This is a genomic window from Streptomyces sp. NPDC086023 (genome assembly GCF_044540325.1).
In the GTDB taxonomy this organism is placed as follows: domain Bacteria; phylum Actinomycetota; class Actinomycetes; order Streptomycetales; family Streptomycetaceae; genus Streptomyces.
Map to the genome: position 1 here is coordinate 74,447 of NZ_JBITRX010000024.1, position 26,709 is coordinate 101,155.

The window sequence follows — 26,709 nt, forward strand, 5'->3', positions numbered from 1 at the left end:
GTAGTTCGCACCCCCGATCAGGAGGATGTTTATGGCTCGCCGCATACCCCGCGGCCTGGTCGCCGCGGCCACCGCCACCGTGGCGCTGCTCACCACCGCCGGTCCCGTGTCGGCCCAGGTCTCCGGCGCCGCCGCCGGCGGGGCGCCGCAGGCCCGGCTGTTCATGGTCAACCCGGTCCAGTCCTCGGGCGACCAGACGCTGGCCGACGGCAAGGACTCCGACGCCGCCGTGCCCGCGTCCGCGTACGCGCTCGCCGCGCTGCGCAACCTCGACGGCAGCGGGGGCCTTTCGGGCAAGTGGGCCTACGTCCGCTCCGACACCGGCTCCTCGGCCAAGGTCGCGGACGCCGCGACGTACACCCGCAAGGACGACCAGTTCGAGCAGGTCATGGCGTACTTCTGGGTCAACGAGTCCCAGGAGTACCTGCAGAGCCTCGGCTTCGGCACCGAGCTGCCCGGCGCGAACGCCCGCCGGCAGCCGGTCCGCATCAACCAGTGGGGCGCGGACAACTCGTACTTCACCGACAAGAAGGACGAGATCCGCTTCGGCAAGGGCGGTGTGGACGACGCCGAGGACGCCGAGGTGATCATCCACGAGTACGGTCACGCGGTGCACGAGGCCCAGGTCCCCGGCTTCGGCACCTCGCCCGAGGCGGGTGCGATCGGCGAGGCCTTCGGCGACTACCTGGCCCTGACGGTCGGTGCGTACGCCGACGCGAAGTACGGCTGGCCGCTCAAGGCCGACCTGGCGTGCATCGCGGACTGGGACTCGGCCTCGTACAGCGCCGCCCCGCACTGCCTGCGCCGCACCGACTCGGACAAGACGTACGCGGACCGGGAGGGCGAGGTGCACGCGGACGGCGAGATCTGGTCGCGCGCGCTCTTCGACATCCGCGGTGCGCTGGGTGCCCGGACGGCCGACCGGATCATCGTCAACGCGCAGTTCGGCTTCGCACCGGACACCAGCTTCACGGACGCGGCGCTCAAGACCGTCGCGACGGCCCGGCAGATGTACGGTGCGGGCGCGGCGGACGCGGTCCGCGCGGCGTTCCGGGCGCGGGCCATCCCGGGGGTCTGAGGCCCGCCGGTCCCGGGGCGCGCCCCCTAGGGCGGCCTTTCGGGCAGCACCCCGATCGGGGGATCTTGCGGCGGCGCGCGGTGAGATCCGGGGGCGTGCGCGGTTAGAGGAGCTGGACAGGCGCACGCCCTCGGCCCGGGTGGCGCGGACCCCACGGGTCCGCGCCCCCGGGCCTGCGGCGTGCGCGGAGCGGTGACCAGTACGAGGTGCACGATGACCCCTCCGGTGACGACGCGCGGACCCGGCCGCGCACGGTTCGCGGCCCGGTGCCGCAAGGTGACCGACGATCAGGCCTTCGGGTTCGTCGTCTTCGCGGTGATCCTCGCCAACGCCGCGCTGCTGGGCGTGGAGACGTACCACGGCTTCGCCCTCGCCCACCGGGAGGTGCTGGGGCTGGCCGAGCACGGGTGCATGGCCGTGTTCGCGGTGGAGATGCTGCTGCGCATCGGTGCCCACGCGGACCGGCCCAAAGCTTTCTTCAGGGATCCCTGGAACGTCTTCGACCTGGTCGTGGTGGTCTCCGCCGTCGTGCCGGCGGCCCAGGAGAACGCCACGGCGCTGCGGCTGCTCCGGCTGGCCCGGGTGCTGCGGACCGCGCGTTTCCTGCCCCAGCTGCGGGTGATGCTGGTCGCGGTGGGCCGGAGTCTGCCAGGCACGGTCAGCTTCCTGTTCGTCGGGGCGCTGGTGGTCTACGTGTACGCGATGGTCGGCTGGGTGTGCTTCGCCCGGTCCGACCCGGAGCACTACGGCTCGCTCGGGCGCGCGGCGCTCACGCTGTTCCTGCTGACCATGATGGAGGGGCTCGGGGACGCGGTGCACGCGGGGCTGGCGATCTCCCGGCTGTCCCTGGTCTATTACGCGTCGTTCGTGCTCTTCGCCTCGTTCGTGCTGGTCAACATGCTGATCGGGGTGGTGATCAACTCCATGGACGAGGCCAGGGAACTGGAGAAGGAGGAGAAGGCCCGGCAGGAGGAGCGGATCCGCTCCCGGGCCAAGGAGGAGCGCGGGGCGGCCGGGATCACCGTGGTGCCGGGTGCGGTGCCGGCAGCGGGGGCAGGACCGGACGCACCGCGGCCGGGCTCCGCCGACGAGGTGCGGGAGCGGATCGCGCGGGCCCGCCGGGCGCTGGACGACCTGGAGGCGAGCCTGGCCCTGCCGGCCGGCGCGGGTGAGCGCCCGCTGGAGACCTCGGGCCGCCTGGGCTGAGGACCGGGCCGGGGGGCCGCGGTCGGAGGGGCTGCCGGGGCTCCCGGTCCGGAGTCAGGGGGTGGCCGCGCCCGTCGCCGTACCGCTCCCGTCGCCGAGCTCCCGTACGATCCCGGCGACGGTGGAGCGCAGCCAGTGGTGGGCGGGGTCGGCGTCCCAGCGCACGTGCCAGGCCTGGCCGAAGGCCACCGTCGGCAGGTCCAGCGGGATGTCGAGCACGGCGAGCGGCATCACCCGGGCCGCCTCCGCCGCGAAGAGCCCCGGGACCAGCGCCAGTGCGTCGGAGCGCAGGACGAAGAAGCAGGCGGCGCCGTACGTGGGCGCCGTGGCCGGCACCTCGCGGGTGAGCCCGAGTACGGCGAGCCGCTCGTCGACCACGCTCCAGGTGCGGCCCCGCCGGGTGACGGTGATCTGCGGCAGGGCGGCGAACCGCTCGGGGGTGAGCCGCTCCCCCGCGTAGGGCCCGTCGGCCCGGGTCACCGCCCGGTAGCCGTAGTGGGCCAGGGTCTCGCCGCGTACGTCGTGCGGCAGTTCGGGCAGCTGGCCGACGTCCAGGTCGATCCGGCCGCGCAGGTCTGCGGGGTCCTCGTCGCCCTCCGGCAGCAGGCGCAGGCGGATGCCGGGGGCCTCGCGGGCGGCACGGGCGATGAGCTCGGGCCCGAGGAAGGCGGCGGTCGCGTCGTTGGCGCGGAGCACGAAGTCCCGCTCGACCGCGCTCAGTTCGGCCGGCTCCGGCGGTCGCAGCGCGGCGAGCGCCCCGGCGAGGGCGGCCTGGACCTGCGGCTGGAGTTCCCGGGCGCGGGGCGTGAGGGCCAGGCCGCGCCCCGACGGTACGAGGAGCTCGTCGCCGGCCACCCGGCGCAGCCGGGCCAGGGTGCGGCTCATCGCGGAGGGCGAGACGCACATCTCGGCGGCGGCCCCGGCGACGCTGCCCGCGCGGAGCAGGGCGTCGAGGGCGGGCAGCAGGTTCATGTCGGGCAGCGGTCGCACGGTCCCACTCTGCCACTCCCCGCCGCCAACTGCTGCATCAAGTGCACTTCTTGATGAACCAATCGGACCTTGTGTGCAGCAATGGCCGGCCGGAGCCTGGTCTGCATGATGGATTCCCGACAGCGCGCCACCGCGCTCCTCGTCGCGGGCTGCTTCTTCATGGAGATGCTCGACGGCACGATCGTCGCGACCGCGGCCCCGCGCATGGCGGCCGCCCTGGGCACCACCCCGGCCGCCGTGGGCCTGGTGGTCACCGCCTACCTCGTCACCCTCGCCGTGCTCATACCGCTCAGCGGCTGGCTGGCCGTCCGCTTCGGCGCCCGCCGCGTGCTGCTCTCGGCGATCGCCCTGTTCACCCTGGCCTCCGCCGCCTGCGCGGCCGCCCCCGACCTCGGAACGCTGGTCGCCCTGCGCGTCCTCCAGGCGGCGGGCGGCGCGATGATGGTGCCGGTCGGGCGGCTGCTCGTCCTGGCCAGGACGGAGAAGTCCGACCTGCCGAAGGCCATGGCCTACGTGGTGTGGCCGGGGCTGGTGGCGCCGGTCGCCGCACCCCTGGCGGGCGGGCTGCTCACCACGTACGCAAGCTGGCACTGGATGTTCCTGATCAACGTCCCCATGGGGCTGGTGGCCTTCGCCGCCGCCTGGCGGATCGTCGGCTCCGGCCCGCAGGGCTCGCCGCCGCCGCTCGACCTCGTCGGCGTACTGCTCTGCTGCACCGGCCTGGCGGCCCTGACCTGGGCCGGCCACCTGGTGGCCGAGGACGGGAGCGGGTGGCCGGTCACCGCCTCGGTGACCGCGGTGGCGTTCGCAGCGCTCGCGGCGGCGGGGCGTCACCTGCTGCGGGCCCCGCACCCGCTGGTGAACCTGCGCACCCTCGAAGTGGGCTCGTTCCGGGAGTCCGTGACGGGTGGCTCGCTGGTCTGGATGGTGATCACGGCCGTCCCCTTCCTGCTCCCGCTGCTGTTCCAGGAGGTGTTCGGCTGGAGCGCGGTCGCCTCGGGCGCGGTCGTGCTGTTCGTCTTCGTCGGCAACATCGCGGTGAAGCCGGCGACGACCTTCCTGCTGAACAGGTTCGGCTTCCGGCGGCTGCTGATCGCCTCCACGGCGGCGCTGGCGGTGACGGTGGCCGGCTGCGCGTTCCTCACGGCGGCCACGCCCGTCGCGGTGACGGCCGCCCTCGTCCTGGCCGGCGGTGCGGCCCGGTCGGTGGGGCTCACCGGCTACTCCACGATGGCGTTCAGCGAGGTGGAGCGGGAACGGCTGCGGGACGCCAACACCCTTTCGGCCACCGCCCAGCAGCTCTCCGCGGGCCTGGGGGTGGCGGTGGCCGTGATCGCGCTGCGGATCGGCACGGTCCTCGCGTCGGCGCCGGGTGGCGCGTACCAGGTCGCCTTCCTGCTGCTGGGCGCGCTGTGCCTGCCCGCGGTCCTGGGCGCGGTACGCCTCCACCCGACGGCGGGCGACGCGGCTCGCACGGTACGGGCGCCCGGCGGGGCGGCGGCACGGCAGCGGTAGCCCGTACGCGTGCCGGGCGGGCGGGGTTTTCCGGCCAACGCGGCCGTCCCGCCCCGGCCGGCCGCCCCGGACGGCAGACTGGCGGGGCGGACAGGGCGGCACCCGACCGGGCGGACGAGGGAGCGAGCAGGCGTGGGCGTACCGATCATCATCGACTGCGATCCCGGGCACGACGACGCGCTGGCGATCATGCTGGCGGCCGGGGACCCGGCGGTCGACCTGCTCGCCATCACCACGGTGGCGGGCAACCAGACGCTGGAGAAGACCACGCTCAACGCCCGCCGGGTGTGCACGGTCGCCGGGATCACGGACGTGCCCGTCGCGGCGGGCTGCGACCGGCCGCTCGTCGCGCCCCTGCGCACCGCCGGCGACGTGCACGGGGAGTCGGGCCTGGACGGGCCCCGGTTCCCCGAACCCACCGTGGACGCGGTCCCCGAGCACGCGGTGGAGCTGATGCGCCGGCTGCTCACCGAGCACCCCGAGCCGGTCACCCTGGTGCCGACGGCGCCGCTGACCAACATCGCGCTGCTGCTGACCCGGTACCCCGAAGTACGCGGCCGGATCCGGGAGATCGTGCTGATGGGCGGCTCGACGGAGCGCGGCAACCGGACGCCGGCCGCGGAGTTCAACGTCCACGTGGACCCGGAGGCCGCGGACATCGTGTTCCGCAGCGGCGTGCCGGTGACGATGTGCGGGCTGAACGTGACCCACCAGGCCCTGGCGACGCCGGACGTGCTGGCCCGGCTGGAGGGTCTGGGCACGGAACTCGGGCGCACCTGCGTCGAGCTGATGACCTTCTTCGCCGGCACGTACCGCAGGCTGTACGGCTTCGCCGCCCCGCCGCTGCACGACCCGGTGGCCGTGGCCAGGGTGATCGACCCCGCGATCGTGCACTGCGTCGAGGCGGGCGTCACGGTGGAGCTCCGCGGCGAATACACCCGCGGCGCGACCGTGGTGGACCTCCACGGTTACCTGGGCCGCCCCCCGAACGCCCGAGTAGCCCTCACCCTGGACCGGGACCTCTTCTGGGACCGCCTGGTCAACGCGGTGGCCACCCTCGGCACCCACCGACCCGGCTAGGGGGTGTTGCGAAAGTCCCGCACGGCGCCCACGGCGCCCGGCACGCACTCTCGCCGCACCGGCCAAAGCCCCGAGTACGCCCAGTACGAGGGCCTTCGTCTGGCACGCCGAGAGCACGCACCGGACACCGCGGGCACCACACAGGACTTTCGCAACACCCCCTGGACCGCCGGAGCCTGCGGTGCGGCTGGCGGCACCTGAATACCGGACGCCGGTGGATGCGGGATCGGGCGCACCCTAGGCGGTCGGGGCGAGGAGGGTGCCTCCTCTGCTCGGGTCCGGGGTGGGGGCGGGGGTGGGTGGGGTCGCCTCCGCGATGACGGCCGTGGGGGTGGTGCCGGCCACCAGCAGGGCCAGGAGGACCGCGGCCGCCTCGCTCTGGAGGGTGCGGGCCGCCTGCTGGAGGCGTCGCGGGTCCGTGCCCGGGAGGGACAGGGCCACGCACTCCGCGTTCGGGCCCGCCGTGATGGGGACGGCCGCGCACAGGGTGCCCAGGGCGTACTCCTGGAGGTCGAGCAGTGGGTCGTTCGGCTGCCGGGTGTCGAGCTGCTGGAAGAGCACCGTCTCGCTGGTGATGGTGTGCGAGGTCAGCCGGGCGATGCGGTGGCGCGCCAGGTGGTCCATCCGGCCGTCGTAGTCGAGCTGGGTCAGCAGGGCCTTGCCGACCGCCGAGGCGTGCGCGGCGGCGCGGAAGTCCACCCATTCCTCCACGACCGGCGCGGCGGGCCCGTCGGCGTACTGGGTGATGGCCACCTCGCCGTCGGTGTAGCGGCTGACGTACACCGCCGCGCCCACCGCGTCGCGCACCCAGGCCAGGGTCTCCTGGAGCTGCCCCATGCCGCCCGCGCCGGCCGCGCCGGTCAGCAGGAGGGCCGAGCCCGCGGCGTACGCGTCGTGGCCCAGCGGCACCGCCAGGTTCGCGCGGACCAGCTGGGTCAGCGCCTGGGCCAGCGACAGCTGCGGGAGCTGCGTCTGGCGGGCGATCTGGGCGAGGTTGACGCCGCCGGAGTAGCGGTTGATGACCTCCAGGACGCGGAGCGCCCGGTGTACGGAGGTCAGCGCGGCCGGCGCCGGCCCCGCGTCCGGCACCTGCCGGGCGGCGTGGGTGAGCCCCGGGGCCCGCAGTATCCCGGGCGCCCACTCGGCGGCCTCCTCGGTCAGCCGGGCCGGGTTCAGCCGGGCGTACCGGGCGAGCGCTACGGCCAACTGGGCGTTGGGCAGCAGCACTTCGCCCAGGTCCGGGTCCTCCTCGGGGGCGAGCGCTGCGATGGCGCGGCGCAGCCCGGCGGGCAGCCGGTGCCGGTCGCGCAGCGGCTGCTCGGAGGGGGCGGGGCCGGGTTCGTGCGGCAGGAAGGTGAGGTCCTGCGTGGTGATCGGGGGGGAGGTCCAGATGACGGAGGCGCCCAGCGCGTCCTCCAGCCCGTCGGGGAGCGCGGGCAGCACCGGGAGGCCGGTCTCCGGAGGGAGCGTCCGGGTCTGGCTCATCCAGTGCCGGGCCGTGCTGACCTCGGCGCGGGAGAGGTGGAGCAGGTAGAGGCAGTGCGCGGCGGTGCGGGAGCCCGCCCCGGCGGCGTACTGGAACCAGAACTGGGCGCCTTCGAGGCGGCCGGCCAGGTGCAGCAGACAGCCGAAGAGGAGTGCGGAGTCCTGGCCGTGCGGCCAGGACCCGGCGTCGAGGGCGCGGGCGGTGAACTCCTCGCTCTCGACCAGGTGCCAGGCCAGCGCGTCGAGCCCGCGGGCGGCCCGGACGTGACAGGCGGCGTCGAGGACGAGGGTGTCGGGCGGGGCGGGCCGCCGCCGGCCGGGCAGCCGTCGGGAGGCGGCGCTGCGGAGGGAGGTCGCGGCGGCGCGGGTGCGGTCGGCGACGACCCGGCGGGCGATCCTGCGCCGGGCGGCGTCCTCGTCGTAGCCGGCGTACTCCTCGGCGAGGACCTCGGAGTCCTGGAGGGCCACCGTCACCTCCCACAGCACGGTCGTCAGATCCCGTGTCGTGTCGCTCACTGGTCCTTCTCCTCTCCGGCGGCCCAGTCGAGCCCGAGTTTCCGGGACAGGGTGCGGCGGGCTCCGCGGATCTTGGAGCGGACCGCCGCCGAGCTGATGCCCATCATCTGGGCGACCTTGTCCTCTTGGTAGCCCCCGAGGAAGGCGAGGAGGGCGATGTCGTAGTCGCGGTCGGGGAGTTCTGCGATCGCGGCGTACAAGGCAAGTCTGGCTTCCTGGAGTTCGAGGCGTGGACGCTTGGAGCGGCGGAGGGCCGCGAACCAGGCTGTCTCGACCATGGCCGGTGTTCTGTCCAGTACGGCGAGGCGGCGCTCGACGTGTTCGCGCAGCACCGACCAGGCGAAGCCGTGCAGGCTGGACTCCTTGAGCGCCTGCGGCCACACCTTGAGCAGGAAGGTGAACGCGTCGTCCACCACCTCGACCGCGTCCTGGCGGGAGCCGAGCTGGAGGTGGGCGTAACGCAGGTAGGCGCGGTGGTGCTGCGAGTGGAATGCCGTGTACTCCACGGGCAGGACTCCCGCCAGCTCATTGGAGACCGTCTGGTCCCCGGATGGGTCGAACTCGCCTTCGCTCATGCGCACCCCCACGGCTGACCACTGTCACCGCCGGCCGACGCGGCGGCTACCTGACTGACGAACGCACGGGCCGGGGTTGCGGTTATCGGCACGAGCGCTGCGTTCTCGACGAGATCCACGGTGACGCGGTCCCTTCCAGTGGTGCGTGCGGTGACCGGGCGTGCCTGCCCCCAGGTCCGGCAGCCGGAGAGTGGTACTGCTCTCACGTACTAGCCAACCGGAAACGGGGCCGTTGGTGCGGGGCCTCTTTCACAATTCTTCGGAAGCTGGCGCACCGGCTCGCGTACGCGCCCCCTTCCGCCCGCGTACGCCCCCGTAGCGGAACACTCCCGCCACGCGTGCGTGACGGGAGTGTTCGGGGCGGGGCGGGACGGGGGCGGGAGGGGGGCGGGACGGGGGCGGGGGCTCAGGGGCGGATGTCGTCGCAGGTGATGTCGAGGTGGCGGGGGCCGCGGAGTACGGCGTTCTGGCGGTACGGGGGCGGGTCGGCCACGAGGCGGGGGTTGACCAGGCGGCGGGCCAGTTCCGAGAGGGCCAGCTGGGCCTCCAGGCGGGCCAGCGGGGCGCCGAAGCAGCTGTGGATGCCGCTGCCCAGGCCGAGGTGCTGGATGTCGCGGCGGTCGGGGTCGAAGCGGTCCGGGTCGTCGAAGCGGCGGGGGTCGCGGTTGCCGGAGGCCAGGACCAGCCAGAGGGAGGCGCCCTTGGGGATGGTGACGCCGCGGAGCTCGATGTCGGCGAGGGTGGTGCGCTGCGGCAGCAGCTGGACCGGCGGTTCGAAGCGCAGCAGTTCCTCGACGATGGGCACGGCCAGCCGCGGTTCGGTGCGCAGCCGCTCCAGGACGTCGGGGTTGCGCAGCAGGGTCAGCATGCCGTTGGTGATGAGGTTGACCGTGGTCTCGTGCCCCGCGATCAGCAGCAGGGCCGCCGTGCTCAGCAGCTCCATCGTGGACATCGCGCCGTCCTCGCCCCTGGCCGTGGCCAGCTGGGAGAGCATGTCCTCCCCGGGGCTCTTGCGACGCTCCTCGATCAGCCCGGCCAGGTACATCCCCAACTGCATCCGCGCCTCGCCCGCGCCCTTGCCCCGCTCCGCCGGGTCGGCGTCCGGGTCGGGATCCAGACTGGCGGCGAGGGTGTCGGCCCACACGTGGAAGCGCGCCTCGTCCTCGCGCGGCACGCCGAGCAGCCGGCAGATCACCGTCACCGGGAAGGGGTACGAGAACTGTTCCACCAGGTCGATCCGGCCCGGGTCGCCGATGCCGTCGATCAGGCCGCGGACGATGTCGTCCAGTTCGAGGCGCATCCCGTCGACGCGGCGCGGGGAGTGCGGCGGGCCGAAGGGCCGGTTCGTCATGCGCCGCATCCGGTCGTGTTCCGGCGGGTCCAGCCGCAGGAAGCCCGGCGGCAGGGGGCTCTCCTCCGAGGCGGGCTCGGCCAGCGGATCGGCGGCGTTCGAGGCCAGGTTGCGCGCGTCGGAGCTGATCCGGGGGTCGTGCAGGAGGCTCCGGATCTCGTAGTACGTGCTGATCACGTACGGGCCGTCGGCCTCGTGGTGGACCGGGTTCTTCCGGAGCTGCTCGTAGATCGGGTACGGATTGGCCCGGTTGGAGTGGTCCAGGATCCGGTGCAGCAGGGATTGCGTCATGGGAGGTCCTCGTGGCCGTGCGGGTCAGTGCGCAGGGGTGAACGTCATCCGCCGGTCGGTCGGCGCGTATCCGCTGAGGGTCACGGTGGGGCCGTGGGTGGGCACGGACGGGTCGGGGAAGTCCGCGTCGAGCGGCCGGTGTCCGTCCGCGTGCCGGTCGACCGTGGCGAACGCGGGCGGGAACGGCGCGGTCGTCTCGATCAGCTCCTGGTAGAACGGCAGCCAGCGGGCCTGGTCGAAGGTGACCGCGCCGATGACGCGCCCCTGGTACCCGTACACGCCGACGAACCGCCGGCTTTCCAGCGAGCCCTGCGCGATGAGGATCTCCGTCGCCATCGACGGCACTCCGACCGACTTGACGTTGACGCCGAACTGGGAGGACCAGAAGGCCGGCACCTCCATGTGCGGCACCCGGTCGGTGCTCCCGCTGATCATGTTGTGCGCCGCGATCTCGGCCTGGGCGACGGCGTTGCCCCAGTGCTCCAGCGACAGGAACTGGTAGCCGAACAGCGGGTGCGGGCAGCGGGCCACGTCGCCCGCGGCGTAGATGTCGTCGGTGACGATCCCCCGGACGTCGAAGGCGCGGCAGCCGGCGTCGCAGGCGATGCCGCGGGGCCCGGCCCCGAGTCCGGAGCCGGCGAGCCATTCGGTGTTGCGGATCGCGCCGAGCGAGACGACCACCACGTCGGTCTCCAGCGTCGAGCCGTCGGACAGGTGCGCGGCGCGCACCCGGCCCGCGGAGTCGCCCTCCAGGGCGGTCACCATCACGCCGGTCCGCAGGTCGACGCCGTGTTCGCGGTGGAGGTCCGCGGCGACCGCGCCGACCACTCCGCCCAGCGCGCCGACCAGCGGCGCCGCGCCGCGTTCCGCGACGGTGACGGCCAGGCCGCGTTCGCGGCAGGCGGAGGCGATCTCGGAGCCGGTGAACCCGGCGCCGATGACGAGCACCCGCCGGGGTCCCTCGGCGAGCCGGCGGGCGAGCGCCGCGCCGTGCTCGCGGGTCCGCAGGACGAAGACGCCGTCGAGTTCGGCCTCCTCCTCGCGGGGCCAGGGGCGCGCCCGGACCCCGGTGGCGATGAGCAGGCGGTCGTACGGCACCTCGTCGCCGTCGGCCAGCCGCACGCGCTGCGCCGCCATGTCCAGGCCGGCGGCCGGGACGCCGAGCCGCCAGGTCGCGTCGACCGACCTGAGCCGGGGCAGTGCGGTGCGCTCGGCGGCCGCCATGCCCAGCAGCACCCCTTTGGACAGCGGCGGGCGGTCGTACGGCTCGCAGGGCTCGTCGCCGATCATGGTCAGTGAGCCCGCGAAGCCCTTGGCACGCAGGGTTTCGGCGGCCCGCAGGCCGGCCAGCGAGGCGCCGACGACGACAATGCGCCCCTCGCGCTTGAGGCGGTCCAGGGATCCGTCAGCGGGCACCGGCCACCGCCGCGGCCGGCGCGTCCGCGGCGGGCACGGCGTCCGCCGTGTCCACCGCGTCGACGAGGATGGCCTGGACGGGGCAGGCCGCGGCGGCCTGGGCCACCTTCGCGCGCTGCGCCTCGTCGGGGTCGGGGTCGTAGAGCAGTGCTTCGTCGCCGTGCATGACGAAGACGTCCGGCGCCAGGAACGCGCACTGCGCGTACCCCTGGCACCGGTTCAGGTCGACGGCAATCCTCACCACGGGAACGGTTCCTCTCCGATGGCCCGGCTGACCCCCTCCGACCACTCTGGGCGGCCGGCCGGGCGGCCGCGACGAGGGGCCGGCCGTACGGGTGAAGGGCCGGCGGGCCCGGGCCGCGGCAGCGGCGGCGCACGCGACCGGCTCAGGCCCCCGCCGTGGACCGCCCGCCGGCCGGCCGCCTGCCCAGCAGGATGTTCAGGCTGAGGAGCAGGACCCAGGCCGGGAAGACCAGTTCGCACCACGGCACGTTCGCGGCCACGACCAGCAGCGTCAGGCCCGCGAGGTAGCCGATGGCGACGAGCGGGCGCGGGAGGGAGCCGCGGCGGCGGCCGATGGTGGAGGTCGTGAGGACGAACACCGCGGCCATCCGCATGGCGTACGTGGTGAGCAGGGCGTACGCGAACTCCTTGCCGAAGGGGGAGCCCTGCGGGTCCTCGTCGAGCACGCTGCCGGCCGCCGCGGCGGCCCCGAACAGGGTGGCGACGAAGACCAGCCCGCTGCCCAGGAACACGGTGGAGACGAACCTGTCCTCGGCCCCGTCCGCCTGCTCGCGCAGGGCTCCCATGAACCACAGGAACGCGATCCCGGCGAACGGGAGCAGCTCCAGGGCCGTGCGCAGCGCGTTCCGCTGTCCGGCGTCCACGGCCGCGTCGTCGGCACCGTCCGGCAGGGCGGTGCGCACCAGGGCGATCGCCGTGGCCATCAGGACCGCGAACACCACTCCCGCGATGCCCGCGGCCCGGGCCGTCGCCAGGCGTTCGTGCTTCCGCTCCATGCTCTCTCCTGCCCCTCGCCGGCTCCCCTTCGTACCGAGGACGGCGTGGGCGGCCACGGGACCCACGCCACCGGATCACCCGGGAGGACAGCCCGGGTGCGCCGTACGGGTCAGGACGACGAGCTGCCGGGTGGCGCGGGTCATCGCGACGTAGCGGTCGACGGCCCCCTCGACGCCCCCGCCGAACGCGTCCGGTTCGACGAGGACGACCAGGTCGAATTCGAGCCCCTTGGCCAGCGACGGGGTCAGCGACCGCACCCGGTCGGACTCCGGGAAGGCGGGGTCGCCGATGACGCAGGCGGTCCCGTCGGCGTTCTCGACGAGCCAGGAGTCGAGCACCGGGCGGAGGTCCGCCGTCCGGCCGTGGACGACCGGGATGCCGCTGCTGCGCACCGAGACCGGCACGTTGGCGTCCGGGAGAGCGGCGCGGATCGCCGGCTCGGCCTCCGCCATCACCTCCTCCGGCGTGCGGTAGTTGATGCTCAGGGAGGCCACGGTGATCCGGTCGAGCCCGGCCCGTTCGAGCCGGTCGCGCCAGGTCCCGTCGAAGCCGTGCCTGGCCTGGGCGCGGTCGCCGACGACCGTGAAGCTCCTGGAGGGGCAGCGGAGCAGCAGCATCTGCCACTCGGCGTCCGTCAGCTCCTGGGCCTCGTCCACGATGACGTGGGCGAACGGGCCGGTGAGCGGCTCGGGTCCGGCGCCGGGCAGGGCCTGCCCGTCGACCAGGGTGTCCTGGAGGTCCCGGCCGCGCAGCATCGTCACCGCGCCCTCGCCGTCGTCGTCGGCCGCGAGCACGCTGTCGATCACATGGGCCATGCGCTCGCGTTCGGCCGCCGCAGCGGCCTCCTGCCGGCGGGCCCGCAGCGAGGCCTCCGGGTCACCGAGCCGGTGGCGCGCGGCGTCCAGGAACGGCAGGTCGGAGGCCGTCCAGGCCTGGGCGTCGGGTCGCTGGAGACGCCGGACCTCGTCGGGGCCGAGCCAGGGGGCGCAGCGGCGCAGGTACGCGGGGACCGACCACAGGTCCCCCACCAGCTCGCCGGGGTCGAGCAGCGGCCAGGCGCGGTGCAGGGTGCCGGTCAGTTCCCGGTCCTGGAGCAGCGCCCTGCGGAGCAGGTGGGGCGCGGCCCCGCTGTCGTCCTTCTCGGTGAGGATCGTGACGAGTTCCTCCAGGATCTGGTCGCGCGCCTCGTTGTGCGGAGTGCCCGGTTCCACGGCGTCGAAGGCGGTGGCCCAGTCGTCGGCGGTCAGCCGGAGGTCGGACCAGGGGGTGGACACGGTCGTGCCCGCGGCGGGCGGCTCCTCGTAGAGGCGTACGGCGGCCTCCACGGCTCCCACCAGGTCCGCGGAGGACTTCAGCCGGGCCACCTCGGGGTCGGCCTCGGCCCCCGCGCGGGCGCCCTCGGGGACGAGGTCGCGCAGGGTGCAGGTGCGCACGCCCTCCTCGCCGAGGCTGGGCAGTACGTCGGCGACGTAGGCGAGGTAGGGCTGGTGCGGGCCGACGAACAGCACGCCGCCGCGCCGGTGTCCGAGCCGCGGGTCGGAGTAGAGGAGGTGGGCGGCGCGGTGCAGGGCGACGACGGTCTTGCCGGTGCCGGGCCCGCCGTCGACCACCAGGGTGCCGGCGGAGCCGGCGCGGATGACGGCGTCCTGGTCGGCCTGGATGGTGGCGAGCACGTCGCGCATCCGGGCGGACCGGCTGCCGCCGAGGCTCGCGATGAAGGCCGACTGGTCGTCGAGCGCGGCGTGCCCCTCAAGGCCCTCGGCGGTGAACACCTCGTCCCAGTAGTCGCTGATCCGGCCACCGGTCCAGCGGTACCGGCGGCGGCTCGTCAGGCCCATCGGGCCGGCGTGGGTGGCGGCGAAGAAGGGTTCGGCCGCGGGTGAGCGCCAGTCGAGGAGCAGCCTTCGGCCCGTGCTGTCGGTCAGGCCGAGGCGGCCGATGTACACGGGCTCGGGGTCGTCGGCGGGGACGATCCGGCCCAGGCAGAGGTCGCGGCCGAAGCGGCGCAGGGTGCGCAGTCGTCCGGTCAGGCGGTGGATCTCCGCGTCCCGGTCCATCGCGGCGCGGCCGGCGCCGCCGGGTGCGCGGCGCTCGGCCTCCAGGCGCTCGGTCAGCTCGGCGATGGTCTGTTCCAGGCTCTCGGAGACGGCCGCGAAGTGCCGTTCGTCGGCGTCGGTCAGTGCCGGGTCCGCCTTGTGGGCGAGCCGGTCGGGCAGGTCGAACGCGCTCGTGGTGAGGGAGGAGGTCATGGCCGGCCTCACCGCCGGTCCAGGGACATGAGCCGGAACAACACACGCACGTCGTGAATCTCCACATTCGGCCGGCACGGGGGGTAGGTCGGCGATTCTGACCCATCCCCGGGGCCTTGCCGCAAGCCCCCCGGTGCGTTATAAGTTGAGAGTGGCGAGGAGTGGGGTATCCCTTCCTCGCCTTTGTCGTTCCCCTGCACCGCTCCGCGTCAGACGTCGTCGCCCGGGGCGACGAGACCTGTCTCGTACGCGACGACGACCGCCTGCGCGCGGTCCCGCAGCTCCAGCTTGGCGAAGATGCGGGCCACGTGGGTCTTCACCGTGGCCTCGCTCAGGGTCAGCCGGGCGGCGAGTTCCGCGTTGGACAGGCCCGGCCCACGAGGGTGAGGACCTCCCTCTCGCGCGGGGTGAGGGCGGCCAGCGCGCGGTGGACGGCGGGGGCCGGGACGGGCGCCGGTGCGGGCGCGGCGAAGCGCTCCACCAGGCGGCGGGTGATCGAGGGGGCGAGCAGGGCGTCGCCGGTGCCGACGAGCCGTACCGCGGCGGCGAGGTGCTCGGAGGTGACGTCCTTGAGCAGGAAGCCGCTCGCCCCGGCGGAGAGTGCGGCGTAGACGTACTGGTCGAGGTCGAAGGTGGTCAGCATGACGACCCGGCACCCGGGCGTCGCGGCGAGGATCCGCCGGGCGGCCTCCAGTCCGTCCATCACCGGCATCCGGATGTCCAGCAGCACCACGTCGGGCCGCAGCCGGGCCACCAGGTCCACCGCCTCGGCGCCGTCCGCGGCCTCGCCGACCACGTCGATGCCCCGGGAGGTCAGGATCAGCCGGAAGCCGGTGCGGACCAGCTCCTGGTCGTCGGCGATGACGACGCGCGGGGCGGGTTCGGACGCCGGCTCGGGCGCGGGTGTCGTCGCGGGCGTCGTCACGGGCGGTCCAGGGGGATGCGGGCGCGGACGCGGTAGCCGCCACCGAGGCGTCGGCGGGCGTCGAGGTCGCCGCCGTAGACGGCCACCCGCTCGCGCAGGCCCAGCAGGCCGCGGCCGGCGCCGTCGGCCGTCCGGGGGCGCGCGGGGTGCCGCAGAGCGCCGGTGCCGGCCTCCGCGCCCGTACCCGGCGCAGCGCCCGTACCCGTACCCGCGCTGCTCCCGGCCACGGCCGGGTTCAGCACGCTCGGACCCGTGTTCAGGACCTCCACCCGCAGCGAGCGGTCCGCGTAACGCACCGTCACCTCCGCCTTCCCCCCGTTCCCGTGCTTGAGGGCGTTGGTCAGCGCCTCCTGGACGATGCGGTACGCCGTGACGTCGATCCCGCCCGGCAGCGACCGGGGCTCCCCCGAGATCCTGACCTCCACCGGCAGCCCGGCGAAGGAGATCCGGTCGACCAGCACGCCCAGCCCGGCCAGGCCCGGCTGCGGCGCGAGGTCTTCCCCGTAGGGCCGGTCCGTGCCGTCCTGCGCCGGCGCCAACAGGCCCAGCAGGTGCCGGAGTTCGGTCATCGCGCTGCGGCCCGCGGCCTCGACGGCGCCGATCGCGGCGGCCGCCTCGTCCGGCATGGCCGTGAGCACCTCGCGGGCGGCCCCGGCCTGGACCACCATCAGGCTGACGTTGTGGCTGACGACGTCGTGCAGTTCGGCGGCGATCCGGGCCCGCTCGGTGTCGACGGCCGCCCGGGCCGCAGCCTCCCGCTCGCGTTCGAGCAGCCAGCCCTGCTCCCCCAGCGCGTCCCGGTACCGGCGCCGCGCCCGTACGAGCGCCAGCGCGAGGACCGCGGAGACGCCGCACACCGCAGCCAGCGCCACCAGCGCCCCGACCGGCCAGTTCCCCATCCGCTCCCCCTCACGGCCCGCGTCAAGATCGTCATCCCCCCGGTGCAGCACCGTACATCCCCGGGATGACGGCGGCCGCCGGATACACCGACGGACCGACGCGGCGCCCGCGGTCCCGCTCGTAGGTTCGGGGCATGACAATCGATCACCACACCTCGCCCGGCGTCGTCGTCCGGCTGGACGGCGTGCACAGGGAGTACGGCGACGCGAAGGCACTCGACGGGCTGGACCTGGAGATCCGGGCCGGGGAGGCCGTCGCCGTGATGGGCCCCTCGGGCTGCGGGAAGTCCACCCTGCTGAACATCGTGGCGGGTCTCGACCGCCCGACGGCGGGGCGCGTGGAGGTGCGCGGGCAGGACCTCGGGGCGCTCGGCGAGACCGGCCTCGCGCTGTACCGCCGCCACCACATCGGGATGGTCTTCCAGTTCTTCAACCTCATCGACGACCTGCCGGCCCTGGACAACGTGGCGCTGGCGGCCCAGCTGACCGGCACCCCCGCCCGGCAGGCCCGCCGCCGGGCGTTGGAGCTGCTCGACGAGCTGGGCGTCGCCGACCGGCGCGACAGCCACCCGGCCGCACTGAGCGGCGGTGAGCGGCAACGGGTCGCGGTGGCCCGCGCGTTGATGAACCGTCCGGCCCTGCTGCTGGCGGACGAGCCGACGGGCGCCCTCGACAGCCGGTCGGGCGAGCAGGTGATGGACCTGCTGATCGACCTGAACCAGATCGGGCAGACGCTGCTGATCGTCACCCACGACCCGAAGCTCGCGACCCGCTGCGCGAGCCGGCTGGTGGAGATGGCGGACGGCCGGGTGGCGCGGGAGAGCACCCTGGACGGACCTCAGCCGGCGGCCGCTTCGGACGTGGCCGGCGCGGGTCCGGCCCGGCTCCGGGGAGCGGGCGCGTGAGCGCCGTGTGGCGGGCCGCGCGGGCGGCCGTACGCCGGCGCAGGGTCCAGACGGTGGTCATCGCGCTGGTCGTCCTGTGTGCCACGACCACCGTGCTGCTGGCCCTGGCGCTGGTCGGAGCGGCGTCGGCGCCCTTCGAGAAGGCGTTCGCCGCGCAGCGCGGGGCGCACGCCGTGGTGGTCTTCGACGCGGCGAAGGCTCCGGCGGACCGGCTGGCGGCGACCGCCCGCCGGCCGGGCGTCGAGGCGGCGGCGGGACCCTTCGGGCAGGCCGCCGTGGACCTGCCGGAACCGTGGATGTACATGGCGTCCGGCGCGCTGACGGTGGTGGGCCGGGCGGATCCGGGTGGTCCGGTGGACCGGGTGCGCGTGCTGACCGGCCGGTGGGCGCGGGGGCCCGGGGAGATCGTCGTCAACTGGGGCGTCGCCGGCACCCCGGACCGGTCGCTGCTGGGCAGCCGGCTGACCGCGCCGGGGGTTCCGCCGCTGCGGGTGGTCGGCTTCGCGACCAGCATGAGCCGGTCGGCCGAGGCGTGGGTGACCCCGGGCCAGCTGGCCGCGCTGCGCCCGGACTCGGCGCAGATGCTGTACCGGTTCGAGGACGCGGGGTCGCGCGCGGCGGTGGACCGTTCGCTGGCCGCGGCGACGCGCGGGCTGCCGGCGGATGCCGTCACGGCCCGGCAGTCGCACCAGGCACTCGCCGAGGCCTTCTCCTCGCTGGCGGACGCGTACCTGCCGTTCGTCTCGCTCTTCGGTGTGCTGGGCCTGCTGGTCTCGGTGCTGATCGTGGGCAACGTGGTCAGCGGCGCGGTGGTGTCGGGGCACCGGCACATCGGGGTGCTGAAGGCGCTGGGGTTCACGCCGAACCAGGTGGTCGCCGTCTACCTGCTGATGGTGTCGGTGCCGGCGGCGCTGGGCTGTCTGCTCGGCACCCTGGCCGGCGGGGCCCTCGCCCGGCCCTTCGTACGGATCGCCTTCTCCGGGATCGACACCGGTCTGGCCCCGATGGACGTGGGCCCCTGGCCCGCGGTCACCTGTCTGATCGGGATGCCGCTGCTGGTGCTGGCCGCCGCGCTGGTCCCGGCGCTGCGCGCGCACCGGCTGCCCGCGGCTCGGGCGATCACGGCCGGCAGCGCGCCGGCCACCGGGCGGGGGCTGCGCGTGCAGCGGTTCCTCGGCGGTACGCGGCTGCCGCGCGCGGTGAGCCTGGGGCTGGGGCAGCCGTTCGCCCGGCCGGGCCGGTCGCTGCTCACGCTGGCAGCGATCACGCTGGGCGTGACGACGGTGACCGTGGCGACGGGTCTGACCGGCACGATGCTGGCGTTCGCGGACCTGGGCAGGGGCTCGGGAGGTCCGGGCGTACGGGTCGACGCCGACCCGTCGGCCTCCGGGCGGCCGGCGCCGCGGCTGGGCGACCGCGAGACGGAGGCGCGGCTCCGGACGCTCGGGGCGGAGCAGGTGCTGGCCCGGGCCTTCACCCAGGTGCGCCTGGCAGGGCAGCCCGGGACGTACTTCGCCGACTTCTACCGCGGGGACACCGGGGTGCTGGCCGACGCGGTCGTCGAGGGACGCTGGCCGGCGCGGGCCGGTGAGATGGCGGCGGGGCCGGCCTTCCTGACGCAGCGGGGGCTGTCCGTCGGGGACCGGACCGCGCTGCAGGTGCGCGGGCGGACGGTGCCGGTCACGGTGGTGGGCCGGGTGATCGAGGGCAACGCGAAGTCCCTGTCCGTGGACTGGCGGACGCTGGAGGTGCTGGCGCCGGGGACCCGGGCGACCGAGTACCGGGCGCGGCTGGCGCCGGGGGCGGACGCGGCGGCCTATGCGAGGGCCGTCCGTGCGGCCGACCCGGGGCTGGCGGCGGAGCCGGCGGGCGCCTCGAACACGGCGACGGCCGCGGTGGTCGGCTTCTCCTCGGTGTTCTCTGTGCTGCTGGGCGCGGTGGCGGCACTCGGGGTGTTCAACACGGTGCTGCTGACCACGCGGGAGCGGCGCCGGGACCTCGGGATGCTGAAGTCCGTCGGCATGACTCCGCGTCAGGTGGTGCTGATGACGGTCACCTCGGTGGCGGGACTGGGTCTGGTGGGCGGGGTGCTGGGGATCCCGCTGGGGATGGCGGCGCACCGGCTGCTGGTGGACAACGTGGGGATCGTGGACTTCCCCGAGTGGATGAAGGACGTCTGGCACGCGCCGCAGCTGGCGGGGCTGGTGGGCGCGGGTGTGGCGATCGCGGTGCTGGGGGCACTGGTGCCGGCCCGGTCGGCGGCCCGGCTGTCCATCGCGTCGGTGCTGCACAACGAGTAGCCGTACGCCTTCCGGGCGAACTGTGCGGTGTGGCCGAATAGGGCATGGGCCGGATAGGTGCCTGAGGCATGTAATAGGCGGGGCCGGGCCGCGGGGCTGATCCTCCGCGGGCCGGCCAGGCGAGACGGACCCGTGTTTGTGAGGTTGCGCATGACGACCGAGACGACCACCGAGACCACTGAGACCGTTGCCTTCCCCCAGGACCGCACCTGCCCCTACCACCCGCCCGCCGGATACCGGCCGTTGGCCGAAGGGCCGCCGCTGTCGCGGGTGAGCCTGTACGACGGGCGCTCGGTGTGGGTGGTCACCGGGCACGCCGAGGCCCGCGCCCTGCTGTCGGACGGACGGCTGTCCTCCGACCGGCAGAACGTGGCCTTCCCCGTCCCCTCGGCGCGCTTCGCGGGCGTGGCGCGCACGCAGCGGGCGGCCCTGCTGGGCATGGACGACCCGGAGCACCAGGCCCAGCGGCGGATGCTGATCCCCAGCTTCACCCTGAAGCGCACCGCGGAGCTCCGGCCGCGGATCCAGGAGACCGTGGACCGGCTGATCGACGCGATGACGGCCGGCGGCGCACGCGAGGCGGAACTGGTCGGGGCGTTCGCGCTGCCGGTGCCGTCGATGGTGATCTGCGCGCTGCTCGGAGTGCCGTACGAGGACCACGAGTTCTTCGAGGCGCAGTCGCGGCGGCTGCTGCGCGGGCCCGGTCCGGCGGACGTGGAGGACGCGCGGGACCGGATCAACGCGTACCTGCGGGAGCTGATCGGGCGCAAGCGCGTGACGCCCGGCCAGGGGCTGCTGGACGAGCTGATCGCGGAGCGGCTGGAGACCGGGCGGACGGACGTGGAGGAGCTGGTCTCGATCGCGGCGATCCTGCTGATCGCCGGGCACGAGACCACCGCCAACATGATCTCCCTGGGTACGTACACGCTGCTGCGGCACCCGGAGCAGCTGGCCGAACTGCGTTCCGATCCGTCGCTGTTGCCGGGGGCGGTGGAGGAGCTGATGCGGTTCCTGTCCATCGCGGACGGGATGCTGCGGGTGGCGACCGAGCCGGTCGAGGTCGGCGGGGTGGTGATCCGGCCGGAGGACGGGGTGGTCTTCGCCACGTCGGTGATCAACCGCGACGCGGCCGTGTACCCGGACCCCGATGTCCTGGACTGGCACCGGCCGGCCCGCCACCATGTGGCCTTCGGCTTCGGCATCCACCAGTGCCTGGGCCAGAACCTGGCCAGGGCCGAGATGGAGATCGCGCTCGGCACGCTGTTCGCCCGGCTGCCGGGGCTGCGGCCGGCGGTGGCGCCCGAGGAGATCGCCTTCACGCCCGGCGACACGATCCAGGGGATGCTCGAACTCCCCGTGACCTGGTGAGGGCCCATGCACATTTCGATCGACTCGGGGCGGTGCATCGGCGCCGGCCAGTGCGCGCTGACGGCGCCCGGGGTGTTCACGCAGGACGACGAGGGGGTCAGCGCCCTGCTGCCGGGCCGTGAGGACGGGGCGGGGAGTCCCCTGGTCCGGGAGGCCGCCCGCGCCTGCCCGGTGGGGGCCATCGCCGTGCGGGAGGCCTGACCGGTCGGCGGCACGACGGCGCCGCGCCGTCCCGGGTGGGGTCCGGGGCGGCGCGGCGGGTGGGGGGTGGTGCGGCGGGTGGGGGGTGGTGCGGGGTCCCGCGGCTCAGGAGCCGCTGGACCACCGCTGGGCGGCGCTGTTGTCACAGACCGAGCGGGTGAGTCTGCTGCCGCTTGCCGAGCCGGAGGCGGCAAGGCACTGGCCGGCGTTGCGGATGCTGCCCTGCGGGCCGAGCCCCCAGCTCTGGCCGGCGCTGCCGTCGCAGGTCTGGATGGTGATCCGGGCGGCGGCGGCGCCGTCGAGGCAGACGCCGTTCAGACCGGTGAGCCGGCCGTCCTGGTGCAGGGTCCAGCGCTGGTTCTGGCCGCCGTGGCAGCCGTACAGGGTGGGTTCCGTGCCGGGGGTGGTGGCGCTGTACGGGAGGTCGACGCAGGTGCCGGAGGCGGCGTTGACGAGGGTGGCGTCCGCGGGGAGGGGGACTGGGCGACCGGTGGCGGTGATCTCGGCGGCGCTGGTCCAGGGGCCGCGGCCGCCGGCCTCGGTGAGGGCCCTGAGCCTGAGGTACCGGCCCTGCCTGGCGGCGAGGGGTACGTTCTTCAGGGCCGCGGTGTCGGCGAAGGTGCCGGTGGCCACGGGGGTGCCCCAGGCGGAGGTCGTGTCGGAGACGTAGACCTCGTACTGGCCGATCCGGCCGTTCACCCCGCCGTCCTGCCGGGGCAGGTAGCCGAGGCCGTCGACGGTGTAGCGGGCGCCCAGGTCGATCTGGATCTCGTGCGGCAGGGCGGCGGCCTTGCCGGAGGACCAGGCGGTGTGCCAGAGCGTTCCGGTGTTCCCGTCGATGGCGTTGGCGGCCGCGCCGTTCTCCGCGGCGGTCTCCTGGCTGTCGGCGTATGCCACGGACCAGCCGGAGTTCGGGATCGGCTGCGAGCCGGGGACGGCGTCGGCGGCGGGGATCCGGGTGCCGGCGGCGGTGACCGTGAAGGCGCCGGCCCTGCTCCCGGTCTTCACCCACAGGATCCCGGAGCGGTCGGCGGGGTCGAAGTACCAGCCGGTGGCCGCGGCGTCGTACGCACTCTTCGAGGTCAGCGCGGGGAGCGCGGAGCCGTCGGCCGTGACGGCCGAGGGGGCGGCCGCGACGTGCAGGCTCAGCTCGTAGCCGCGGGAGGCGGGCTTGCCGGTGTACGAGCCGTTGGCCGCGCCGACCGCGACGGTGACGTCGCCGGTGCCGGCGGCGGGCGCGGTGACGTCTACCTTCTGGCGGGCGTAGGCGCCGGTGAGGTGGGCGCGGGTCAGGCCGTCGTCCTCGTAGAGGGTGAAGGTGGAGGCGCCGCGGGGGTGGATGTCGTAGGTGAGGGTGGAGACGGGCTTCTCGCCGGCGTGGTTCATCTTCGGCCACATCGGCACGATGGCGCCGCCCTTGACGAAGAGGGGGAGCCGGTCGAGGGGCGCGCTGTAGCCGTTCAGCCAGCCGGGGCCGGCGTACGTCCTGCCGGTCCAGTAGTCGGTCCAGGCACCCGCCGGGAGGTAGATGCCGTCGCGGGTGGTGGTGTCGGAGACCACCGGCGCGACGAGGAAGGAGTCGCCGGCCAGGAACTGTCCGCTGGTCAGGTTGCCGCGGGCGACCGGGTCGTCGGGGTACTCCAGGACCATGGCTCGGGTGCTGGGGACGCCGGTCTCGTGGGCGGTGCGGCTCATCGTGTAGAGGTACGGCGTCAGCCGCATCTTCAGCTGGAGGTACGTGCGGTTGATGGACAGGTACGGCTCGGCGAACCGCCAGGGCTGCTTGTCCTGGTAGCCGGCGGACGGGTTGGTGGCGCCCCAGCCGGACATGGTCATGAAGGCGGGGGTGAAGGCCTTCCACTGGAGGTCGCGGACGTACGTCCTGGGGCTGCCGCCGAAGATGCCGTCGACGTCGCCGGCCGCGTAGTTGAGCGCGGAGAGCCCGGCGCCGGTGATGGCGGGGACGTGCCAGCGCATGTCGTCCCAGGTACCGTACGTGTCGCCGGTCCAGACGACCGCGTTGCGCTGGGTGCCGGCCCAGCCGTCGACGGTCCAGACGAAGCGGCGGGCGTCGGAGTTCTTCTCGATGCCGTCCACGGCCTGCTTCACGCCGTCGAAGGCGTACTTGTAGCCGCTGCCGATCCACGCGACGTCGGTCTTGACGCCCCGGGTGCCGGCGGTGCCGACCTCGTCCGCGATGCCGGAGAGTCCGGTGGAGGTCCACAGACCGGTCTGGAAGCCCTTGGCCTTCAGGGCGTCGACGGTGGACTTGAGCGGCTGGGTGTAGCCGCAGCCGTAGCCGTCGTTGGGCAGGAACCAGCCGGAGGGCATGTCCGCGGCGCGGGCGTCGGCGGCGTAGCCGACCACGTCGGGGGTGGTCTGGTGGCGGAGCCTGTCGTGGTCGCCCTGGTAGTCGGGGTTGGAGGCGTTGAAGCAGTCGGCGTTGCCGAGTTCGAAGCCCCAGACCGGTGCCATGAAGGGCTTGCCGCTGACGTCGGTGTACGCGTCCAGGACGCCCTTGAGGGAGTCGCCGGTGAAGTACCAGGCGTCGAACCGGGTCTCGTCGTGGGTGAAGGCGCCGGGCGCGGTGAAGGCGTACGAGCCGGGGGCCCAGGTGTTGCGCATCACGCCGTAGCCGTTGGTCGACATGTAGAAGGGCGCGGGACTGGCGTTGTTGTTCTCGCGCCAGCGGTTGTCGACGGCCACCGGGACGGTCTTGCCGCGCAGCGCCCATTCGCCCAGGCGCAGGCCGGTTCCGTAGAACTGCTCGTCCGGGCCCTGGGCGAGGTACTGGGTGGTCTTGCCGCCGGACCAGGTGGTGGCCTGGGTCTCCTGCCAGACCGGGGTGGTGTTGTCGGCGCGGTAGACGGAGAAGCGGAGCGGCGACTTGTTGACGCGGATGGTGAGGGACGGGGTGTTGATGCGGTAGTAGGAGCCGGCGTCCGCGGAGCTGGTGACCACGGACCCGAAGTCGGTGGTGACGGCGAGGTCGGTGCCCGCGGGGTCGTTGGTGAAGGCGCCGTCGGGCGAGAGCCAGATGCGGAAGATGTCGGCGCGGGCGACGACCACGCGGGCCTTGGCGGCGCTGGAGGTGGTCACGGTGAAGGTGTTGCCGGACTGGGTGATGCCGGTGGCGTTGCCCGCCGAGGCGGCGGCCGCCGGGGCCGCGGGGCCCACGGTGGCCAGGGCCGTCGCGGCGAGGGCGGCGGCGAGCGCGGTGCCGAGGGCGCGGCGCAGGCGGCCGGGGCGGCGGGGGGTGGACGGGGTCCGGGTGGCGGATGGGGTCCTGGTGGCGGATGGGGTCCTGGTGAAGCGGGTCCGGGTGGCGAAGCGAGTGCGCGGGGTGGGGGTGCCGGGGCGCGGGCGGCCCCTTCGTGCCAGGCGTTGACCGAGTCCCATGGGGGCAGCTCCTCATGCGGTCCGGGGCCGGGGGAAGACGCGGCGCGGCGGTCGTGGGCACGGCGGAGCGAGCCCTTCCGCACCACGGCTGTGCGATTGGCATGCGCCTGGCAACATAGCGCGCGAGGGCCGCGCTGTGTAAGAAGTTGTTCGAAGCGCCTTTGAAACGCGCAACTTCAAGCACGCAGAGTGGACTTGAAGCCGCCGAGAAAGGCTCAGGACTCGACGGCGGACCCTTCCTCCACACCGGCCAGCAGCTTGCGCAGCAGGCGGTCGAGCACCGCGCGTTCCTCGCCGGCCAGGGGCGCGAGCAGCGTGCCCTCGTTGGCGGAGTGGGCGGCGACCACCGCCTCCGTCAGTTCCCGGCCGGCCTCGGTCAGGGCCACCCTGACGCTCCGGCGGTCCTCGGGGTCGACGCGGCGCCGGACCAGACCGGCCGATTCCAGCCGGTCGATGCGGCTGGTGATGCCGGCCCGGGTCATCAGCAGGGCGTCCGCGAGGGCGGACGGGATCAGCTCGTACGGGGCACCGGACCGGCGCAGGGTCGCGAGGACGTCGAACTCGCCCCTGCGCAGGCCGTGCGCGGTGAAGGTGGCCTCGACGCGCCGCTCCGCGAGCAGTACGAAGCGGCCCAGCCGGGCCGCGATCCCCATGGCCTCCAGGTCGAGCCCGAGCCCCGGGCACTCGCGCTCCCACTGGCCGACCATCGTGTCGACCTGGTCCTTTTGCGTCATGTGAGCCAGTCTATTCGGAAGCTGATAGTTAGATGGCTTACTATCAGACGACGAATCACCCTGGATCCGAAGAGGGAAAGGGGACGGCGATGACGCTGCCCGGACCTGATGCCGTAGTCGTACGCGACGCCGAGGCGGAGGTGGTGCGGATGCTCGGCGGGCGGGGCCGCCTGCTGGCCGACGCCGACGCCACCGAGGGCGCGCTGAGCACCATGCGGGTGACGCTGGAACGAGGTGCCGACGGTGCGACCCCGCACTATCACGGGGGCTCCTCCGAGCTGTTCTTCGTCATCTCGGGGCGGGCCCAGGTGCTGACGGGCGAGCGGGTGGTGACGGCCGGCCCGGGCGACCTGGTGGTGGTGCCGCCCCACCTGCCGCACGCGTTCGCCGCGGCGCCCGACTCGCCGGTGGACCTGCTGATCGTGATCGCGCCGGGCGTGGAGCGCTTCGAGTACTTCCGGCTGCTGGAGCGGGTGGGCCGCGGCGAGGCGTCGGTCGAGGACGTACTGGCCGCGCAGGACCGCTTCGACAACCACTTCCTCGACTCCACCGCCTGGCAGACCGCCCGCGCGGCGGCCCGGCAGGAGGCCGGGGACGAGGTGCGGGACGAGTCCGGGAAGTCGGCCCGGGGCGACGCCGGCCCGGCAGCCGGGGACGCCCCGGCCGGCTGAGCCGGCGCCGGGCGAGCAGGCTCTCGTACGGGGGAGCCCGCCGGCGGCCTGCCGGCTCAGCGGCCGTGGTGGAAGGCGGACCGGCCGCCGGTCCGGTGCCCCGCCGCGGCGGCGGCCGTGACCACCGGGGCCATGCCGGCGACCGCGGCCGCGAACTCCCGGCCGTCGGCGGGCGCCGGCCGGCTCCAGACCCGCTCCGGCACCTGCGGAAAGCGCCGCTGCAGCTCGGGGAGGCGGTCACGGGACCAGCCCGGCACCGCCGGCAGTTCCTCCAGGTCGTGCACGGCCCAGGCCGCCGGCGGGCCGAAGGTGACGGCCGGGCCCACCGCGCCCGGGGTCTCGTGCGTGTTCATGTCCGTACGACCGCCCGTGGGTTGGGGCGGCCGGGCACGCGTGGGCGTGCCCGGCCGGGTGACTGGTACGCGGATGACCGCGACCGGCTAGTGACCTGGTTTTGAGGTCGGGGCTCGCCTCGTGAGTCGTGTTCTGTTTCAGATCCTGGGGTTCGCCTGACGTGACGGGCTTGGGGCCGGTG

20 protein-coding genes and 2 pseudogenes are annotated in these 26,709 nt (G+C 74.3%); 9 read left to right on the plus strand and 13 right to left on the minus strand.

Annotated features, from left to right (window positions below; genetic code table 11):
* Positions 1-31 precede the first annotated feature (31 nt).
* Both ACIF6F_RS32615 and ACIF6F_RS32620 read left to right on the plus strand, forming a co-directional pair.
* Positions 32-1,078, plus strand: a complete 1,047-nt coding sequence (locus ACIF6F_RS32615) for a M4 family metallopeptidase (RefSeq protein WP_399955384.1) — start codon at positions 32-34, stop codon at positions 1,076-1,078.
* Positions 1,079-1,291: 213 nt separating this feature from the next.
* Positions 1,292-2,284 carry an ion transporter gene (locus ACIF6F_RS32620; RefSeq protein WP_399955388.1) on the plus strand — a complete coding sequence of 331 codons (993 nt, stop codon included), beginning with the start codon at positions 1,292-1,294 and terminating at the stop codon, positions 2,282-2,284.
* Between the two features lie 54 nt (positions 2,285-2,338).
* On the opposite strand, the gene ACIF6F_RS32625 is transcribed toward ACIF6F_RS32620, so the two are convergent.
* Positions 2,339-3,274, minus strand: coding sequence for a LysR family transcriptional regulator (locus ACIF6F_RS32625; protein ID WP_399955391.1), 936 nt, complete (start codon positions 3,272-3,274; stop codon positions 2,339-2,341).
* Between the two features lie 105 nt (positions 3,275-3,379).
* Here ACIF6F_RS32625 and ACIF6F_RS32630 point away from each other — a divergent pair, with 105 nt between their 5' ends.
* Positions 3,380-4,789, plus strand: a complete 1,410-nt coding sequence (locus tag ACIF6F_RS32630; RefSeq protein WP_399955394.1) for an MFS transporter — start codon at positions 3,380-3,382, stop codon at positions 4,787-4,789.
* Positions 4,790-4,921: 132 nt separating this feature from the next.
* Complete coding sequence (locus ACIF6F_RS32635; RefSeq protein ID WP_399955397.1) at positions 4,922-5,869, plus strand: nucleoside hydrolase; 948 nt, start codon at positions 4,922-4,924, stop codon at positions 5,867-5,869.
* 342 nt (positions 5,870-6,211) lie between these two features.
* On the opposite strand, the pseudogene ACIF6F_RS32640 reads toward ACIF6F_RS32635, so the two are convergent.
* From ACIF6F_RS32640 to ACIF6F_RS32680, 9 genes and pseudogenes are all read right to left on the minus strand, one after another.
* Positions 6,212-6,994 (minus strand): annotated as a pseudogene (locus ACIF6F_RS32640) (IclR family transcriptional regulator C-terminal domain-containing protein); the annotation flags it as partial.
* A gap of 872 nt (positions 6,995-7,866) precedes the next feature.
* Positions 7,867-8,445: an RNA polymerase sigma factor gene (locus tag ACIF6F_RS32645; RefSeq protein WP_399955400.1), complete on the minus strand. Its 579-nt coding sequence runs from the start codon at positions 8,443-8,445 to the stop codon at positions 7,867-7,869.
* Positions 8,446-8,851: 406 nt separating this feature from the next.
* A complete protein-coding gene (locus tag ACIF6F_RS32650; RefSeq protein WP_399955404.1) occupies positions 8,852-10,087 on the minus strand; it encodes a cytochrome P450 in 1,236 nt (411 codons plus the stop codon).
* Positions 10,088-10,111: 24 nt separating this feature from the next.
* On the minus strand, positions 10,112-11,503 hold the full coding sequence (locus tag ACIF6F_RS32655; protein ID WP_399955408.1) for an NAD(P)/FAD-dependent oxidoreductase: 1,392 nt from the start codon (positions 11,501-11,503) through the stop codon (positions 10,112-10,114).
* A complete protein-coding gene (locus ACIF6F_RS32660) occupies positions 11,493-11,744 on the minus strand; it encodes a ferredoxin (protein WP_399955446.1) in 252 nt (83 codons plus the stop codon). Before ACIF6F_RS32660 ends, ACIF6F_RS32655 begins: the two co-directional genes overlap by 11 nt.
* A 145-nt stretch (positions 11,745-11,889) precedes the next feature.
* Positions 11,890-12,522 carry a hypothetical protein gene (locus tag ACIF6F_RS32665; protein ID WP_399955410.1) on the minus strand — a complete coding sequence of 211 codons (633 nt, stop codon included), beginning with the start codon at positions 12,520-12,522 and terminating at the stop codon, positions 11,890-11,892.
* A gap of 75 nt (positions 12,523-12,597) precedes the next feature.
* Positions 12,598-14,772: an RNA polymerase recycling motor ATPase HelR gene (gene helR, locus ACIF6F_RS32670; protein ID WP_399955413.1), complete on the minus strand. Its 2,175-nt coding sequence runs from the start codon at positions 14,770-14,772 to the stop codon at positions 12,598-12,600.
* A gap of 209 nt (positions 14,773-14,981) precedes the next feature.
* Positions 14,982-15,697: pseudogene (locus tag ACIF6F_RS32675) on the minus strand (response regulator).
* A complete protein-coding gene (locus ACIF6F_RS32680) occupies positions 15,694-16,596 on the minus strand; it encodes a sensor histidine kinase (protein WP_399955417.1) in 903 nt (300 codons plus the stop codon). The pseudogene ACIF6F_RS32675 and the gene ACIF6F_RS32680 overlap by 4 nt, the downstream one beginning before the upstream one ends.
* Positions 16,597-16,730: 134 nt before the next feature.
* Here ACIF6F_RS32680 and ACIF6F_RS32685 point away from each other — a divergent pair, with 134 nt between their 5' ends.
* The 4 genes from ACIF6F_RS32685 to ACIF6F_RS32700 all read left to right on the plus strand — a co-directional run bounded on the left by ACIF6F_RS32685 (position 16,731) and on the right by ACIF6F_RS32700 (position 21,370).
* Positions 16,731-17,501, plus strand: a complete 771-nt coding sequence (locus ACIF6F_RS32685) for an ABC transporter ATP-binding protein (RefSeq protein WP_399955420.1) — start codon at positions 16,731-16,733, stop codon at positions 17,499-17,501.
* The gene (locus tag ACIF6F_RS32690) at positions 17,498-19,801 is read left to right on the plus strand and encodes an FtsX-like permease family protein (protein ID WP_399955423.1); all 2,304 of its coding nucleotides are present in this window, start codon (positions 17,498-17,500) and stop codon (positions 19,799-19,801) included. Before ACIF6F_RS32685 ends, ACIF6F_RS32690 begins: the two co-directional genes overlap by 4 nt.
* Before the next feature lie 150 nt (positions 19,802-19,951).
* Positions 19,952-21,169 carry a cytochrome P450 gene (locus ACIF6F_RS32695; protein ID WP_399955426.1) on the plus strand — a complete coding sequence of 406 codons (1,218 nt, stop codon included), beginning with the start codon at positions 19,952-19,954 and terminating at the stop codon, positions 21,167-21,169.
* Between the two features lie 6 nt (positions 21,170-21,175).
* Positions 21,176-21,370, plus strand: coding sequence for a ferredoxin (locus ACIF6F_RS32700; RefSeq protein ID WP_399955429.1), 195 nt, complete (start codon positions 21,176-21,178; stop codon positions 21,368-21,370).
* A 105-nt stretch (positions 21,371-21,475) separates the two neighbouring features.
* On the opposite strand, the gene ACIF6F_RS32705 is transcribed toward ACIF6F_RS32700, so the two are convergent.
* Positions 21,476-24,769 (minus strand): TIM-barrel domain-containing protein, encoded by a 3,294-nt coding sequence (locus ACIF6F_RS32705; RefSeq protein ID WP_399955432.1) that lies wholly within the window; start codon positions 24,767-24,769, stop codon positions 21,476-21,478.
* Between the two features lie 215 nt (positions 24,770-24,984).
* The gene (locus tag ACIF6F_RS32710) at positions 24,985-25,503 is read right to left on the minus strand and encodes a MarR family winged helix-turn-helix transcriptional regulator (protein ID WP_399955435.1); all 519 of its coding nucleotides are present in this window, start codon (positions 25,501-25,503) and stop codon (positions 24,985-24,987) included.
* 89 nt (positions 25,504-25,592) lie between these two features.
* Between ACIF6F_RS32710 and ACIF6F_RS32715 the strand changes: the two genes are divergently transcribed.
* Positions 25,593-26,174, plus strand: a complete 582-nt coding sequence (locus ACIF6F_RS32715; protein WP_399955438.1) for a cupin domain-containing protein — start codon at positions 25,593-25,595, stop codon at positions 26,172-26,174.
* A gap of 56 nt (positions 26,175-26,230) precedes the next feature.
* On the opposite strand, the gene ACIF6F_RS32720 is transcribed toward ACIF6F_RS32715, so the two are convergent.
* A complete protein-coding gene (locus ACIF6F_RS32720; RefSeq protein ID WP_399955440.1) occupies positions 26,231-26,527 on the minus strand; it encodes an HXXEE domain-containing protein in 297 nt (98 codons plus the stop codon).
* Positions 26,528-26,709: the final 182 nt, after the last annotated feature.

Coding starts and splice junctions, on each gene's coding strand:
- ACIF6F_RS32615 (WP_399955384.1), top strand. CDS start 32: ATGGCTCGCCGCATACCCCGCGGCCTGGTCGCCGCGGCCACCGCCACC.
- ACIF6F_RS32620 (WP_399955388.1), top strand. CDS start 1,292: ATGACCCCTCCGGTGACGACGCGCGGACCCGGCCGCGCACGGTTCGCG.
- ACIF6F_RS32630 (WP_399955394.1), top strand. CDS start 3,380: ATGATGGATTCCCGACAGCGCGCCACCGCGCTCCTCGTCGCGGGCTGC.
- ACIF6F_RS32645 (WP_399955400.1), bottom strand. CDS start 8,445: ATGAGCGAAGGCGAGTTCGACCCATCCGGGGACCAGACGGTCTCCAAT.
- ACIF6F_RS32650 (WP_399955404.1), bottom strand. CDS start 10,087: ATGACGCAATCCCTGCTGCACCGGATCCTGGACCACTCCAACCGGGCC.
- ACIF6F_RS32665 (WP_399955410.1), bottom strand. CDS start 12,522: ATGGAGCGGAAGCACGAACGCCTGGCGACGGCCCGGGCCGCGGGCATC.
- helR (WP_399955413.1), bottom strand. CDS start 14,772: ATGACCTCCTCCCTCACCACGAGCGCGTTCGACCTGCCCGACCGGCTC.
- ACIF6F_RS32680 (WP_399955417.1), bottom strand. CDS start 16,596: ATGGGGAACTGGCCGGTCGGGGCGCTGGTGGCGCTGGCTGCGGTGTGC.
- ACIF6F_RS32685 (WP_399955420.1), top strand. CDS start 16,731: ATGACAATCGATCACCACACCTCGCCCGGCGTCGTCGTCCGGCTGGAC.
- ACIF6F_RS32695 (WP_399955426.1), top strand. CDS start 19,952: ATGACGACCGAGACGACCACCGAGACCACTGAGACCGTTGCCTTCCCC.
- ACIF6F_RS32700 (WP_399955429.1), top strand. CDS start 21,176: ATGCACATTTCGATCGACTCGGGGCGGTGCATCGGCGCCGGCCAGTGC.
- ACIF6F_RS32705 (WP_399955432.1), bottom strand. CDS start 24,769: ATGGGACTCGGTCAACGCCTGGCACGAAGGGGCCGCCCGCGCCCCGGC.
- ACIF6F_RS32710 (WP_399955435.1), bottom strand. CDS start 25,503: ATGACGCAAAAGGACCAGGTCGACACGATGGTCGGCCAGTGGGAGCGC.
- ACIF6F_RS32715 (WP_399955438.1), top strand. CDS start 25,593: ATGACGCTGCCCGGACCTGATGCCGTAGTCGTACGCGACGCCGAGGCG.
- ACIF6F_RS32720 (WP_399955440.1), bottom strand. CDS start 26,527: ATGAACACGCACGAGACCCCGGGCGCGGTGGGCCCGGCCGTCACCTTC.